Origin of the sequence: Lederbergia galactosidilytica, from assembly GCF_017873565.1 — a bacterium.
GTDB lineage: Bacteria > Bacillota > Bacilli > Bacillales > Bacillaceae_C > Lederbergia > Lederbergia galactosidilytica.
On sequence record NZ_JAGGKH010000003.1, the window covers coordinates 287,892 to 301,928 of the forward strand.

A 14,037-nucleotide genomic window follows, 5' to 3' on the forward strand; every position below is an offset into this window, starting at 1 on the left:
ATAAAAAGGACCCGTCGGCTAAAGACGCTGACGTCCTGTCAGCAACGCCGACACTAGCACATCCTGTGCGTCGAAAGTTCGAGGCGGCGCAGTTTCGAGCGGCGGAATGTATGCAGTAAGATACATGAGCAGCGCAGAAACAAGCCAACGAAGAAATTCGAAGTGTCATTTTTACCGGACTTTTTAAACATCCCCTTCAATAGGTTGTAGGCTTTGGCGTAAAGGTCTTGACGTTACGAAGACTAGGCATAAGCAGAGTGTGTAAGCTTGTTGCTGTCAAAGTGAGCTGTTTTCAGCTAATAAAGGTGGTACCACGGGTTCCTCGTCCTTTGGATGAGGGGCCCTTTTTGTATTTTTTTAATAATTGACAGCAAGCACAAAATATACGATTACTTTCAATAACATAACAAATGGATGAAAATAATTACAATAAATCGTTGAATAAGAGGAGTACATTTGGTATAGGCGGTAAAGAGAGTCGGTGATGGTGAGATTCCGATACGCACTGCCAAATGGAATGGGCTTATGAGAGATTTCCTGAACAAGGAGTAGGGAAATTCGGCTTCCACCGTTAATAGGATAAGGTATCAGAATGAGAAAGGTTCAGACGACGTTCGGCGTTGTATACAGTGCAGGTAAAGCAACGGAAAGTTAATTCAGCTTTATGGCGTTGCGCAACCGCAAGACACTTTCGTCTTTTATGGTACCTGATTGAGATGAGGAATCTTTCCTCAATAGAGGTGGCACCGCGACTTTTCGCCCTCTGTCTTAAGCATATTTATTTTGCTTAGGGCAGAGGGCTTTTTATATTTCAACATTATGTAGAAAGGGGAATGAAAATGAAAATCTACTTACAAAAATTAATGGCAGGAGAATCTTTAACAATAGAAGAAATGTACGAAGCGGGGAGACATTTATTTGAAGGCGAAGCAACAGAAAGTGAGTCAGGTGCTTTACTTGGCTTGCTTGCCTTAAAAGGGGAAACAGCAGATGAAATTGCAGGTTTAGTGCAAGCAATTCGAGAAAAGTCACCCGCCAGCCTACATTTAAAACATAGTGTGATTGATAACTGTGGGACCGGTGGAGATGGTTCTAGTAGTTTTAACATTAGTACGACTTCAGCGTTTGTGATTGCAGGGGCGGGAATAAAAGTAGCTAAACATGGTAATCGCAGTGTTTCCAGTCAAACCGGCAGTGCTGATGTTCTGGAATACCTAGGAGTTTCTCTTGACCAAACACCGGCAGAAACGGAGGAATTATTGGAGGAAAATGGTATTTCCTTCTTATTTGCCCCACATGTTCATCCGGCAATGAAGGCGGTCATGAAAGTACGGAAGGATTTGCGAGTACCGACTATTTTCAATCTCATTGGTCCCCTGACAAATCCAGTTGAATTAGATACTCAATTACTCGGAATTTATCGAAGAGATAAATTAATGTTAATGGGGGAAGTTTTGCAAAAGTTGGGTCGTAAACGTGCGGTTATTATCAATGGAGCAGGGTTTCTTGATGAAGGTTCATTATCAGGAGAAAATCATTTAGTCATTTTAGAAAATGAGAAGTTAAGATCCATTACTTTAAAACCGGAAGATGTTGGGCTTCCGCATTATACGAATGAAGAAATTCGTGGTGGGGATGCCGAAAGAAATGCCCAAATCATGCATAGTGTATTAAGAGGTGATGATGGTCCATTCCGTGATACAGTCTTATTGAACGCAGGTATTGGTATTTTTGCCAATGGGAAGGCACGGACCATTCAAGAAGGCATAGAAGTTGCCAAAAACAGCATTGATTCGGGGGCAGCAATGGAAAAATTAGAGTTTTTGATTAGAAAAAGTGAAAAATCTCGACAAGGAGTGATTTAAGTGACAATTTTAGATAAAATACTGCAACAAAAAGAATTGGAGGTTCAAGAACTAAAAGCCATTTATAGTGGCCTGGAAGCTGAGCCGTTGAAAAAGCGCCCCTCCCTTTATGATCAATTTATGGGTTCATCAAATATGAATGTGATTGCTGAAGTAAAGCGTGCTTCACCATCAAAAGGTATGATTAATCAGGATGTAGACCCTGTTGCCCAAGCGAAGGCTTATGCGACGGCAGGGGCAGGAGCGATATCAGTCTTAACAGATCGAACATTTTTCAAAGGGTCGATGGCAGATTTATCTGCTGTTGCGCAAGCTGTTGAAGTACCATTATTATGTAAGGATTTTATGATTGATGAAGTGCAAATTGATGCTGCGAAAGAGCATGGGGCCAGTATTATTTTACTAATCGCAGCTGCCTTGCCAGAAGCAAGATTGAAAGAGTTATATGATTATGCCGAGTCTCAAGAGCTTGATGTTTTATTTGAGGTGCATAATGAGGAGGAAGCTGAAACGGCTCTTCGTGTTGGGGCGAAGATAGTGGGCATTAATAATCGTAATTTAAAAACCTTCGAGGTTGATTTGGCTGTAACAGAACGGGTTGCTTCTCTTCTTCAGCAAACAGATCGTCTTCTAATCAGTGAAAGTGGAATGAAGATAGCCGAGGATGTCGAAAGGGTACGAGAAGCGGGCGCAAAGGGGATTCTTGTTGGAGAAACCTTGATGCGTGCAGAGGATATTCAACAAACAATGAATAATTTCAGAATTCCTTTCACTAAGGTGGCGAAGTAAATGCAAGTTAAAATTTGTGGCATTACAACAAAAGAAGGGGCCCACTCAGCTGTAGAAGCGGGGGCTGATTTTCTCGGATTTGTCTTTGCCAAAAGTAAGAGAAGAATCTTGCCTGAACAGGCTACCGAAATAATTCGGGGCTTACCAGCTCATGTCAAATCAGTTGGCGTATTCGTAAACGAAAGCAAGGAAGAGATTCAAAGAATAGCCCAATTAACCCATTTGGATTATATCCAATTGCATGGAGCAGAAACACCAGAATTTTGTGCTAGTCTAGGTTTACCTATTATTAAGGCCTTTTCCATTAAACAGGAAAAGGACCTAGATGTTTTGAAAGACTATGACTGTGATTATTATCTTGTTGATAGTCCAGGGGTGCAATATGCCGGTGGAAGTGGAATTCCTTTTGATTGGGATTTATTACAATCAAAGCAGTTACCGCAAGAACAGCTCATTTTGGCTGGAGGATTAACAAATGAAAATGTGTCCATGGCCATTGCCAAAATTAACCCAAAAATAGTGGATGTTTCAAGTGGAGTTGAAACAGACGGAGAAAAAGATCCAATAAAAATTAAATCCTTTATAGAAACTGTCAAAACGTATCCGTATCAAGCAAATAAAACCTCCAGGAGTGAAGAAAATGGCTGTATACACATCACCAGATGAAAAGGGAAAATATGGACCATATGGTGGTCGCTTTGTCCCGGAAACTTTGATGACTGCAGTATTGGAATTAGAAGAAGAATACAACAAAGCGTTAGAGGACCCTGCGTTCAAGAAAGAAATGGATTATTATTTAAAACAATATATTGGTCGGGAAACGCCACTTTATTTTGCCGAAAATTTATCGCGCCAATTAGGTGGTCCTAAAATATATTTGAAGCGGGAAGACCTAAACCATACAGGTGCTCATAAAATTAACAACACGATTGGGCAAGCGTTATTAACCCATAGAATGGGCAAGAAAAAGGTCGTCGCGGAAACAGGAGCTGGTCAGCATGGTGTGGCGACAGCAACGGTTTGTGCTTTACTTGGGTTAGAATGTATCGTGTTTATGGGAGAAGAAGATATAAGACGCCAAGCACTGAATGTCTTTCGAATGGAGTTACTTGGAGCTGAGGTAAGAGGTGTATCTCAAGGAAGCGGAACATTAAAGGACGCCGTAAATGAAGCTCTTCGTTATTGGGTAGCGAATGTCGAAGATACACATTATATTTTAGGTTCAGTTGTCGGCCCCCATCCATTTCCGAAAATTGTTCGGGATTTTCAAAGTGTGATTGGAGAAGAAACGAAACAACAAATCCTAGAACAAGAAGAAAAGCTACCTAATGCAGTGGTGGCTTGTATCGGGGGTGGGAGTAATGCGATGGGCATGTTCTATCCGTTCATTCAGGATGAAGAGGTTAAGATTTATGGTGTGGAAGCAGCTGGAGCAGGAATTGAAACAGGCGAGCATGCGGCAGTTTTAACAGATGGAAAAGCAGGGATCTTACATGGAACGATGACATATCTTTTACAAGATGCGCATGGACAAATCCAGGAAGCTCATTCGATCTCGGCAGGACTCGACTATCCAGGAGTAGGACCAGAGCATTCTTATTTAAAAGACAAAGGCCGTGTTAATTATACATCTGTGACAGATGCGGAAGCATTAGAAGCTTTTCAAATGCTCTCAAAAACAGAGGGCATTATCCCCGCACTTGAAAGCTCTCACGCAGTTGCCTTTGCTGTGAAACTAGCGAAGAAAATGAAGGCATCCGAAACATTAGTCGTTTGTTTATCTGGTAGAGGTGACAAAGATGTGGATGCCGTACGGTCCGCAATAGGAGGTCAAAAGAATGGGTAAAGCAAAAATAGATGCGGCATTTTCAAAAGTTTTAAATCAAGGAGATAAGGCTTTTGTTCCCTACATTATGGCAGGGGATGGAGGACTGGAAAATCTAAAGGAACAGATTTTGTTTTTAGAAGAGCATGGGGCAACAGTTGTTGAATTAGGGATTCCCTTTTCTGACCCTGTTGCAGATGGACCAGTGATTCAAGAGGCAGGTATTCGTTCGCTAGCAAGTGGTACAACACTTGAGGCGATCTTAACATCTCTTGAAGGCTGGAAGGATACTAGAGAAATTCCAATCGTTTTAATGACATATATTAATTTAATTTATTCTTTTGGGATTGAAAAGTTTGCGGAACGTTGTAAAGAGGTTGGAGTGGATGGTTTAATTATTCCCGATTTACCATTAGAGGAAGAAGAGCTTGTTACACCTGCTTTGGGGAAATCTGGAATTGCCTTAATTAGACTTGTGTCCCCAACAAGTCCCCCTCATCGGATCGAGCAAATCGCAAAACGATCAGAAGGATTTTTATATGCGGTAACCGTAAAAGGGACAACCGGTATAAGAAGTGAATATGAGGAAGGAATTGAAGCATACTTACAAGGATTAAAAGGTTATGCAAAGGTTCCTGTTTTAGCAGGATTTGGTGTTTCATCACCAGAACAAGTGAGGACGATGAGTGAATATTGTGATGGTGTGATTGTTGGAAGTAAAATTGTGGACTCTCTTCATCAAGAGGACAGAGAAACCATTACGGCATTAATTGCTGCGTCTAAAAAATCGACCGCTCACTTGACGTAAAATTTATAATTGTCTTTAAATTGTAAAAGGCTTGTCATCTTTTTCATGCTTGATTCTTTGCAAAAAAGGGTAAAGAACAAACAAATAATGAAAAGGAGGCAAGTCCTATGGCTAGAAAGAGCTTAAGCCCATATGTATTGTTAGGGATTGGAATTGCCGGTGCCACTTATTTGGTGAAAGAAGAGAATCGAAATAAAACATTAGATACTGTCCAGCAGATGAAGAAAACTGTACGGAAATGGTTTAATAGACAAAACTCTGAAATGCAAAAAAAGCTGATTGATAAAGCAGGTCATCCGAACCCTTTTGATCATGGAGATGCCGAAATGGTCTCAGAAGGCGCCATGTACGCGGTAGAATATTATAATAAAGAAGGGCAATAATGGGAAAAGCCGAAGTATGCTAATAGAAGCATACTTCGGCTTTGGTGTTTATGATGCTTAGTGGAGAGGAACACATTAGCTTTCATATCCATATTTGATTATCTAATGAGAAAACGACGTGATGGCCCCTAGTGCTGTTTCGCCCGTATTGTTCATTGGTGTAAAAGTAGAGAAGCGAAGCAGCCCCCTAGTCGTGCCATTACGCTTTTTTTGATAAATGTCGGCATAGCGAATTCTTGCCCTGTTCAACTAGTTCACATTATTCGAATTCGCTTGGACATTTAATCGTAATCCTCCTGTTAGGTAAATTTTATTGAATAGGAATAGCTATTTCTGTTAATGGTTGATCTTCAAAGTCGTGTGGGAGTAAGTAATATGGCTGATCGCCGAGCTGCAAGCCGTTAAAACGGATCACTGATACATCCCCTGTGTCATTGGACGTGAATGCTGATGAAAAAGTACCTACTTGCCCATCCTCTGATTGGATGCTGAAATAAATTTCTTCACTCTGACTATCAGACAAATCATAATAAACCGTAGTAGAGATCGGAGAGGTTACGACCCTTTGGATGGTTACAGCATCGCCATTATTAAGGGTAATAAGTTTATCTAATTCAAATACTTTTTTCTCTTTTAGTAATTGTGCCTGTGATACGTTTACATCAAACGTCCAAGGGTGTTCGATCATTGTCCTATCAGGCGCTTTAGTAAGGGTATTATAGTTGATTTCAATTTTAACATCCTCAGTTTCAATGGCTTGGCTTAATTCAATATCATTATAAATCGTAAACATCCTACTATTTAATTCAATCGATTGAGCTCCAGTTCGAACATCATAATCTTCTCCATTGATTCTTACTTCTGGAATTATTTGTGTTTGATAATCAAAGGGAACATGCTCGGCTGGTTCGAATGTGGCACTAAAATATACTTGATCATGATCGATCATCACTTCATTCAATGTTAATTTGCCAAGTTCATTTTCCGCGGATTCGCCAATTATTGTTTTATAGGAGGAGTAATCGAGATTTTTATTTTCATTGATATATTTCTCGATCGTCTCCCCCGTAAAAGGCATGTTGGCAATTGTTCCTTTCCCTAATGTAAGAGAAAAGCCTAGGATACAAACAGCGATAACAGCAAGACTTGCACCGAGCCATTTTTTTCGATAAGTCTTTAAAGAGATCTTTCTTTTAAATTGTTTTAGAATTCTTTTCTGTTCATGTTTGGATAGGGGGCGTTCCTCAAATTCACTTAGATCTAACTTTACGTCATTCAGATCTTTATAAATCGTCATATGATTACACCTCATCATTTAGTAGTATATTTCTCAATTTTTTTCTTCCTCGCGAAAGTTTATTATGGACCCATGATTCCTTAGCTTGAAATTGGGTAGCAATTTCCTTAGAGGGAAAACCTTCGAAATAATATTTTTGGAAAATAGCTTGTTCCACATCAGATAATTCATTTAGTAATTGATCCATATCAGACATGCAGGGATCAGAAACGGTTTGTGCTGACGCTTGCTCGTTCAACTCAAATTGGCGAATCTGTTGCTTTTCCTTTTCAGACTTTCTTACATAATCTATCGCTTTGTACTTAGCAATGGCGGCGATCCACTGTTTGAATTCATTTTTCTCTGGGTCAAATGAATGAATATGAAACCAAACTGAAACCAATGTATCGGATAGACATTCTTCTATATCTGGTTGATTTCCTTGAAGATATTTTCGAATAATGGCATGAAGTAATCCGCCATAAGCCTGTAGTATATAGTTAATACCTTCTTCATTTTTTTCTTTTATTTGTTGAACAACATTTTCCTCTGTGATACGCACTCTTATATCCCTCCCATCCATTGTTTTTTATATCTATCTAGTAATACGTTCGATATGACACAATCCTATCAACAATTCAAAATTTATATTCGATGTAAAAAGTTTTCCTGTATATTTTATCAAAGTAGACTGGTAAGATAGTGAGCAGAAAGGCGTTGCTATAAAAAGTGACAACCTAGCGTTCCTTTATAAAAACATTGTCAGCTTTTGAATTCATTGCAAAGTTATTCATACCATGTCATGATTTTAAATATAGTAATAGTACATTCTTTTGCATTGAAGGGAATAATTGTATGGTTCGAAAAATAGTTATCCTGTTTATTTGTTTATTTGTTTTTTGGGTATTTTTAGAGGTGAATAATGCGTGGATTCAAACCACAAGATATACAATTAAATCTAAAAAAATTCCAAAAGGGTTTGATGGTTTAAAAATTGTTCAGATTTCCGATTTACAGGACGCGACTTTTGGGAAGAAACAAGAAAAGTTGATGAATAAGATAAAAAAGGCAGAACCTGATTTGGTTGTCATTACAGGAGATTTAGTTGATAGTAATCGCTATGATTTAGCCAACAGCCGCGATTTGATTGAAAAATTAGTTGCATACACGGACGTCTTTTTTGTTTTGGGAAATCATGAAGCTGCCATTAATCAAGTGGATGAAATTACAGAGACTTTATCTTCTCTTGGTGTCCATGTGCTGCGGAATCAGGCGATCCAGTTAAAGAGGGATCATCAGGTTATCTCAATTTTAGGAGTGGACGATCCGTTAATGGCGGGGGAGCAACAACCAGAAAAGGCAATGGGACAAATGGTACAAGAGGCACTTTCGTCTGTTCCTCAAGGAAGCTATACTATTCTTCTTTCTCATCGTCCAGAATTAATGGCTGTTTATGTGGAAAATGAGGTGGATCTCGTGTTTAGTGGCCATGCTCATGGTGGACAAATCCGTCTTCCAGGACTGGGTGGCTTGATTGCTCCAGGCCAAGGCTGGTTCCCTCGCTATACCTCGGGCGAACATCAAGAAGGAAAGACTACTATGATTATTAGTAGGGGACTGGGTAATAGCCTTTTTCCTTATCGTATTTTCAATCGCCCCGAAATAATCGCCGTTACCTTGAAAACCATTTAAAAACGTATAATTTCATCATAAATAGGCATCCTTTTCATATAGGTAAAAGGAGGCACTATTCATGTTAAATATTCTACTAAAGATTATTGTGGTTCCAATTGTTTTAATTCTTGCATCTAAAATATTACCAGGGGTTCATTTTCCCTATCTTTATCAACCGATTGTAACCGGTGTTGTGCTAGCCCTTGTTGGCCATCTATTAGAATGGGCTTTATTAAAGAAAGAGACTTTTTGGGTATCCCTTGTAATTGACTTTGTCATCTCTGCGATCTTTCTGTATACATTCGCTTATTACTACCAAGATGCCTATGTGACGATTTTTGGTGTTGTGCTCACATCGGTGGTGTTAACAGCTATCGAGTTTTTTGTCCATTTATGGTTGCTCGGATCCGGGAGAGCTAGAAAGGAACCGTCCTATTAAAAAAACAAGCTCCTTCTTTGAAAGGAATGGCCAAGTTTTCGCCGTTATCTTTAAAAGTAGGAGCTTGTCTTTTTTCGCTTACATCATTTTTAATGCTTGTTCTATGTCTTTATCACCAGAAATGACTTCAAATATTTTATTTTTTGTCGTTTTAATGTGCAAGGAAGCTACTAGAATATGGGCCACATCTTCACGAGGAATCTGACGCTCATCGACAATGTCTAATTTCTCCGCAATCGTTACCTTTCCCGTTGAGGGGTCATGAGTGAGACCTCCAGGGCGGACAATGGTGTATGTCAGTCCACTATTGATGAGATAGTCATCCGCTTCCTTTTTTGCAGCTAAGTAATGTTCAAGGGGTCCTTGTGGCTCGTCTGCTCCAATAGAACTGAGCATCACGAAATGGGAGATATGGTTTTCTTTTGCTGAGTCAATGATCTTTTTCGCTCCTTCTTGATCTATCTCAATGGTTTTATCTGCACCCGTATGAGACCCAGAGCCAGCTGCAAATATGATGGCATCCATTCCCTTCGTAATCTCTTGATCAATTTCTTTTTCGAGGTCTGTTTCAATAACTTCAACAGCTCCCAGCTCCATCAACTCTTTTTCCTGTTTCTCGTCCCGCACCATTGCATATGGATGATCATCTGTATGAGTAGCTATATATTCTATAATCAACCGACCTGTATAACCATTTGCTCCGACAATTAATACTTTCATTCCAGTTCACTTCCTTTTTATTATACAATTTCCGTAAATTCTCCCATTTAAACAACACTATAAAAACCTACCATTCTTTATATACCCTTTAAAAAGTCGTACAAGACCCATAGAATTAAAAATTCTACTATAATAAGGAATGTTATTTAATAAAGAAAGTAGGATGAATATAATGAAAAAAGTAAGAATGCTCTTAAGTACTTTCTTCCTCCTCAGTTTACTAGGCTGTAGCTCTCTAAATGAAAAACAGGCAGAGCAAATGGTAAACTTGTTAGAAGAAAAGTATGAAGAAGAGTTTGTAGTTACCCATATTGGTCAACGATATGGAACTGCAACGAATGATACGGTGACAACATATGTCCATCCAAAGGAAAATGAAAACTTGTCATTCAAAGCGATCATGACAAAAGATGGCCAATTAGTAGGGGATGGATATATTCCTGTTTTAATAAGTGATCAATTCAATGACATGATGAAAAGCGAATTAGAACCTTTAGGGATAGAGAGTGAAACATACACTTTTATTATGAAAGCAAGAAGTGCCGGTGAAACCGATAAATCGATTACGATCGAGGACTATGTCGAAAAATATCAACCAGCATATTTCTCAGCACATATGATTGTGAAAGATACGGGAGATGTTAAGGGTGAGCAGTTTGAGCAAGCATTATTAAAAGCTTATGGAGCGGCCCAAAGTACAACATACCAAATCGGAATTCGGATTATTCCTGCAGATGAATATGATGAAGCAGCTAAAGCCTATCGGAAATTATCTGTAGTAAAAGATTCATGGTTTAGTGACTATGATTTAGTTGATGAAATTGATGCGGTGGCAGATGGTAATGGCTATAATTTTATCCACCACTCTGATCCAAGATATCAAAACTAGATAATGAGGCTGGGACTAAAATGTCTTCACCAAAGAAAAAAACGAACGACTACGGTATATAAACCCGCTACGGAACTATACCTTGCTTTTCGTGGGCAAGTGTCAATCCTCCTTAGGCATGAGATCTATGCTCTTGCCGAACTTATACTTCCCGCAGAGTCTACATATATTTCTCTTCTGAGATAATGGTGAAGCATGGTTTTATCCCAGCCGTATTGAATACATTTTGATCGTATTACTCCTAGGATTGATTGGAAGGTGAGGACGCTTTTGCTCATATCTTTCCTTACTAGCTCCCTCATTATTTGAATCCTCTGTCTGTAAATTTAACATGAACTCTTGCATTATTAAATTTGCCATTGTAGGCAAACATGCATCACCCCCCCTCATTCTAATTTCCACTTTTATCAATATAATAAGTCAGTGTTTAACATTAAGCGGATTAAATTCATAATTGTATCGATGTTAAACACACGAACGGTATTATTTAAGAAGACTAAATTGTTACTCCATGTATTTCCCTAACTCAGTTGATAAAAGCGGAAGCTGGAGACTCTTAGGGAATTAGCTTGCCGCAGGATAGCGGGAGCAAGCTCGCCGACAAAGAACACAGGCTCAATCCACCGGCAAGCTTAAAGCGCAACACTTGCGTAACCAGCATCCGGCAGACCTCCGAGAAAGCATACCTGGAGCGTAAATCAACGTCGTTCGGATTTAATGCTATTAACTTTATTATGAAAATGAGTGAATCGTGTTCAAATTAAGAATAAAACGAGTTCTTGTCAAAAGTTGCTGAAAGTAAAAAATACCCAAAAATGCCCCGAAAACTATTTGGTGTGAATGACAAAACCTCTCTTTAAGTGACAGTTTTAGAGAGAGGAAATATGAAGCATTCCATTGAAAATTTAGAATAACAAGAATATCGGGAGGGATTTAGTGGAACAGTCACTTTTTACTTCGGAAGCGGCGAAAAACCTAGGTGTTGGTGTGAGTACTTTAAGAAAGTATGCGGCTTTATTAGAGGCAAAGGGATATGAATTCGAACGTGGTCAACATAATAATGGGCGGATCTTTAAAGGGGAAGATTTAGAAATCTTATCTTCTATGTTAAAAAAAATGGAAGAAGGCTTGTCAGTTGAAGCAGCGGCAGAGTCAATGGTAGGACAAGGGAGAAAGGCTATTCCATCATCATCACAATCGAATGATCTGCAGGAATTTATTGCTCAAATCAAAGAATTAGAAGTCCAACAAGCTTCGCTGACAGAAATGAATCGGCATCTTGTTAAGCAGGTGGAAATATTGACAGAGAAAATAGAAGAAAGGGAGAGAGAACAACAATTATTTCGCTTAATCGAAGAATCTCGTAAAAAGAAGAAACGAAAGGGGATTGCTTTCCTAGGACCGTTAAATCCTTTAGTTGGTAAGAGATAGAGCGATAAGGTCAAATTTCATTTGGCCAATTTTTATTCCTCCATATTAGGTGCTGCAAATACTAGAAAAAATGATCCTATTTATTAGGTATTTCCATAAAATGGTAATTTTTATAGGAGAATTATGTAAAGTCTACATATTTGTATGCGCCTACATGCTATAATAGAGGCATTAAGAATATGAGGGGGATTTGAATACATGGCCATAAATTTTGTTGATCAGTCCATCGATGAGATATGGGAGCAGATTACCCGCATGATGAATAAGCATCCCGATCCACATCAAGACTCTGAATGTGTTTATCAGTTTGATCTATCTGGAGAAATAAATGGTACTTATCAGCTTATTTTAAATAAAGGAAGGGTCTCGGTGGAAAAGGGAGCCCCTTATAACTCTGAATGTAGAATTGCAATGGATTTTAATGAATTCAAACAGCTCCTTTTCGGCTGTCTTAATAGTACAAAGGCTTATATGATGGGAAAAATAAAAGTAGATGGTAGTCTTGGCTTAGCTTTAAAGCTAGAAATGTTAATGAAGAAGTATAAGGATAATTATTGTTAAAGTGAATAAAAATTAGTTCATCTATCCCTTTCATAAATTGGAATGCTATAAATATTATATTAGTATGTTATGACCTACTAAACATAGAGCTGAATAGGCAGTGGCAACCCGAGGCTGGGACATAACTAAAATGCTAAGCCTCAAAAGCGAATATTGCATTACCTTAGCGGAGGAAATATACGTAGACTCCTGCGGGAAGTAAGAGTCCGACAAGACCCCGGAAGGCGAAGCCTGAGGAGGCTTGACACTAGGGAAAGCAGGCTAAGTTCGCGCCGTCCTGGCGCAACGCCTGCATGACCCACATCCTGTAGGCCTTCGGAAGCGAAGTATATTTCCGGAGTGGGTTATTTTCACGCTAATAGTTCGGACTTTACTCAAGCGAAAACACTTTTGTCCCAGCCTCGTTTTTATTTTTTTATGTGAAAGTAGATTTGCCACGGATTTGTACATACTTTAGGAAAGTTGTAGGAATATATTAATATTTACTTGCAGAAACTTTTTAATTTCTTACATAAATCGTGATTATATTCAAGTAACTTGGGTAAAGTAATAAAAGTTAGGACAAAATAGTTGACAAATTCATTAAGCTTTTAAAAAACGATATACAGTCACTAGAATTTGAGGTAAAATATAACTAAGATGTCAAATCTTAAAGAGGTGGATCTTCTTGCAAAGAGATCATGACCAACTTCAGAAAATGATATGTAGTCTATCGGAGATTGGTGTAAAAATATCGAAAACGAAGTCTAGATTAGAACTAAGTAAGGTAGTTGAAAATGTGGATAGACTTCGGAAATACCCTGAGCTACATTCATAAGGGAAAATAAACTGGGCATACATTTTGACATGTCTAGTTTATTTTTTTGTTTGTTTATATGTTTCATGATGAAGGCAATTTAGTAGCCCGTTATATAGCGTATTTTAAAAATATCTTTAACCCATATTCTGCTTGGAAATCTCCCAAAAAAATACAGATGATATGATCGTGCTTTCAACGTCTTCCAAATCAAAGATTTAAAGTATCTTGCTTTAATCCCGCTTTTATTACCCATGCTTGATGTTTTATATGTGAAACCTACCTTTATCTGTCATATTAAACTTATCCAACTAAAGAGGATAAAATCCCTGTGACAGACTTCAATTTCCTTTAAACCTTTCTCTTCATATATTTTTATTCTTCGGAAATTATAATAACCCATCAAAAAAATAGAGTCCATTTCATCATTGCTTATTAATGATCAATACACGAACGTTTTTGTTAAAGGAGATTGAATTGTTAGTCAATGTGTTTTCTTAACTTTCTTAATTAAAGGAAGGTGGCGACCATATACGTCAACTTAAGCCTTTTCTTGGTCTATTTCCCTATAGTTCTACTTT

At 38.4% G+C, this 14,037-nt stretch carries 16 protein-coding genes and 2 other annotated features (1 of these 18 cut by a window edge); of the genes, 12 read left to right on the plus strand and 4 right to left on the minus strand.

Annotated features, from left to right (window positions below; all coding sequences use genetic code 11):
• Positions 1–333: a binding site (T-box leader), on the plus strand (it extends 139 nt beyond the left edge of the window).
• Positions 334–428: 95 nt separating this feature from the next.
• Positions 429–767: a binding site (T-box leader), on the plus strand.
• 72 nt (positions 768–839) lie between these two features.
• From trpD to J2Z23_RS04840, 6 genes are all read left to right on the plus strand, one after another.
• Positions 840–1,865 (plus strand): anthranilate phosphoribosyltransferase, encoded by a 1,026-nt coding sequence (trpD, locus tag J2Z23_RS04815; RefSeq protein WP_057981959.1) that lies wholly within the window; start codon positions 840–842, stop codon positions 1,863–1,865.
• On the plus strand, positions 1,866–2,654 hold the full coding sequence (gene trpC / locus J2Z23_RS04820; RefSeq protein ID WP_057981961.1) for an indole-3-glycerol phosphate synthase TrpC: 789 nt from the start codon (positions 1,866–1,868) through the stop codon (positions 2,652–2,654).
• Entirely contained in the window at positions 2,655–3,320 is a 666-nt protein-coding gene (locus J2Z23_RS04825; protein WP_064467514.1) for a phosphoribosylanthranilate isomerase, read from the plus strand.
• Positions 3,295–4,500, plus strand: coding sequence for a tryptophan synthase subunit beta (gene trpB, locus J2Z23_RS04830; protein ID WP_057981963.1), 1,206 nt, complete (start codon positions 3,295–3,297; stop codon positions 4,498–4,500). The genes J2Z23_RS04825 and trpB overlap by 26 nt, the downstream gene beginning before the upstream one ends.
• A complete protein-coding gene (gene trpA, locus J2Z23_RS04835) occupies positions 4,493–5,287 on the plus strand; it encodes a tryptophan synthase subunit alpha (RefSeq protein WP_057981965.1) in 795 nt (264 codons plus the stop codon). The genes trpB and trpA overlap by 8 nt, the downstream gene beginning before the upstream one ends.
• A gap of 107 nt (positions 5,288–5,394) precedes the next feature.
• Positions 5,395–5,670, plus strand: coding sequence for a hypothetical protein (locus J2Z23_RS04840; protein ID WP_057981967.1), 276 nt, complete (start codon positions 5,395–5,397; stop codon positions 5,668–5,670).
• Positions 5,671–5,980: 310 nt separating this feature from the next.
• Here J2Z23_RS04840 and J2Z23_RS04845 read toward each other — a convergent pair whose 3' ends face one another.
• Together J2Z23_RS04845 and J2Z23_RS04850 are read right to left on the minus strand one after the other, a co-directional pair.
• Complete coding sequence (locus J2Z23_RS04845; protein WP_057981969.1) at positions 5,981–6,967, minus strand: DUF4179 domain-containing protein; 987 nt, start codon at positions 6,965–6,967, stop codon at positions 5,981–5,983.
• A 4-nt stretch (positions 6,968–6,971) separates the two neighbouring features.
• Positions 6,972–7,508 carry a sigma-70 family RNA polymerase sigma factor gene (locus tag J2Z23_RS04850; protein ID WP_057981970.1) on the minus strand — a complete coding sequence of 179 codons (537 nt, stop codon included), beginning with the start codon at positions 7,506–7,508 and terminating at the stop codon, positions 6,972–6,974.
• A gap of 293 nt (positions 7,509–7,801) precedes the next feature.
• Here J2Z23_RS04850 and J2Z23_RS04855 point away from each other — a divergent pair, with 293 nt between their 5' ends.
• Together J2Z23_RS04855 and J2Z23_RS04860 are read left to right on the plus strand one after the other, a co-directional pair.
• Positions 7,802–8,638 (plus strand): metallophosphoesterase, encoded by an 837-nt coding sequence (locus J2Z23_RS04855; protein ID WP_057981972.1) that lies wholly within the window; start codon positions 7,802–7,804, stop codon positions 8,636–8,638.
• A 61-nt stretch (positions 8,639–8,699) separates the two neighbouring features.
• Positions 8,700–9,059 (plus strand): DUF2512 family protein, encoded by a 360-nt coding sequence (locus tag J2Z23_RS04860; RefSeq protein WP_057981974.1) that lies wholly within the window; start codon positions 8,700–8,702, stop codon positions 9,057–9,059.
• 78 nt (positions 9,060–9,137) lie between these two features.
• Here the strand turns inward: J2Z23_RS04860 and J2Z23_RS04865 are convergent, their stop codons facing one another.
• On the minus strand, positions 9,138–9,779 hold the full coding sequence (locus J2Z23_RS04865; RefSeq protein WP_209973366.1) for an SDR family oxidoreductase: 642 nt from the start codon (positions 9,777–9,779) through the stop codon (positions 9,138–9,140).
• A 172-nt stretch (positions 9,780–9,951) separates the two neighbouring features.
• Between J2Z23_RS04865 and J2Z23_RS04870 the strand changes: the two genes are divergently transcribed.
• Complete coding sequence (locus J2Z23_RS04870) at positions 9,952–10,668, plus strand: peptidylprolyl isomerase (RefSeq protein ID WP_209973367.1); 717 nt, start codon at positions 9,952–9,954, stop codon at positions 10,666–10,668.
• A gap of 201 nt (positions 10,669–10,869) precedes the next feature.
• Here J2Z23_RS04870 and J2Z23_RS04875 read toward each other — a convergent pair whose 3' ends face one another.
• On the minus strand, positions 10,870–11,028 hold the full coding sequence (locus tag J2Z23_RS04875; protein WP_209973369.1) for a hypothetical protein: 159 nt from the start codon (positions 11,026–11,028) through the stop codon (positions 10,870–10,872).
• A 576-nt stretch (positions 11,029–11,604) separates the two neighbouring features.
• Here J2Z23_RS04875 and J2Z23_RS04880 point away from each other — a divergent pair.
• The 3 genes from J2Z23_RS04880 (at position 11,605) to J2Z23_RS22550 (ending at position 13,477) form a co-directional block, all read left to right on the plus strand.
• A complete protein-coding gene (locus tag J2Z23_RS04880) occupies positions 11,605–12,099 on the plus strand; it encodes a helix-turn-helix domain-containing protein (RefSeq protein WP_064467517.1) in 495 nt (164 codons plus the stop codon).
• Positions 12,100–12,297: 198 nt separating this feature from the next.
• Complete coding sequence (locus J2Z23_RS04885; RefSeq protein WP_057981981.1) at positions 12,298–12,660, plus strand: SCP2 sterol-binding domain-containing protein; 363 nt, start codon at positions 12,298–12,300, stop codon at positions 12,658–12,660.
• A 667-nt stretch (positions 12,661–13,327) separates the two neighbouring features.
• Positions 13,328–13,477 (plus strand): Lmo0850 family protein, encoded by a 150-nt coding sequence (locus J2Z23_RS22550; RefSeq protein ID WP_191967372.1) that lies wholly within the window; start codon positions 13,328–13,330, stop codon positions 13,475–13,477.
• Positions 13,478–14,037: the final 560 nt, after the last annotated feature.

What these genes read in the sequence shown, in the direction of transcription:
- J2Z23_RS04855 (WP_057981972.1), top strand. Translation starts at nt 7,802, where the DNA reads ATGGTTCGAAAAATAGTTATCCTGTTTATTTGTTTATTTGTTTTTTGG.
- J2Z23_RS04875 (WP_209973369.1), bottom strand. Translation starts at nt 11,028, where the DNA reads ATGGCAAATTTAATAATGCAAGAGTTCATGTTAAATTTACAGACAGAG.
- J2Z23_RS04825 (WP_064467514.1), top strand. Translation starts at nt 2,655, where the DNA reads ATGCAAGTTAAAATTTGTGGCATTACAACAAAAGAAGGGGCCCACTCA.
- J2Z23_RS04865 (WP_209973366.1), bottom strand. Translation starts at nt 9,779, where the DNA reads ATGAAAGTATTAATTGTCGGAGCAAATGGTTATACAGGTCGGTTGATT.
- J2Z23_RS04845 (WP_057981969.1), bottom strand. Translation starts at nt 6,967, where the DNA reads ATGACGATTTATAAAGATCTGAATGACGTAAAGTTAGATCTAAGTGAA.
- trpB (WP_057981963.1), top strand. Translation starts at nt 3,295, where the DNA reads ATGGCTGTATACACATCACCAGATGAAAAGGGAAAATATGGACCATAT.
- trpD (WP_057981959.1), top strand. Translation starts at nt 840, where the DNA reads ATGAAAATCTACTTACAAAAATTAATGGCAGGAGAATCTTTAACAATA.
- J2Z23_RS04860 (WP_057981974.1), top strand. Translation starts at nt 8,700, where the DNA reads ATGTTAAATATTCTACTAAAGATTATTGTGGTTCCAATTGTTTTAATT.
- J2Z23_RS04840 (WP_057981967.1), top strand. Translation starts at nt 5,395, where the DNA reads ATGGCTAGAAAGAGCTTAAGCCCATATGTATTGTTAGGGATTGGAATT.
- J2Z23_RS04870 (WP_209973367.1), top strand. Translation starts at nt 9,952, where the DNA reads ATGAAAAAAGTAAGAATGCTCTTAAGTACTTTCTTCCTCCTCAGTTTA.
- J2Z23_RS04885 (WP_057981981.1), top strand. Translation starts at nt 12,298, where the DNA reads ATGGCCATAAATTTTGTTGATCAGTCCATCGATGAGATATGGGAGCAG.
- trpA (WP_057981965.1), top strand. Translation starts at nt 4,493, where the DNA reads ATGGGTAAAGCAAAAATAGATGCGGCATTTTCAAAAGTTTTAAATCAA.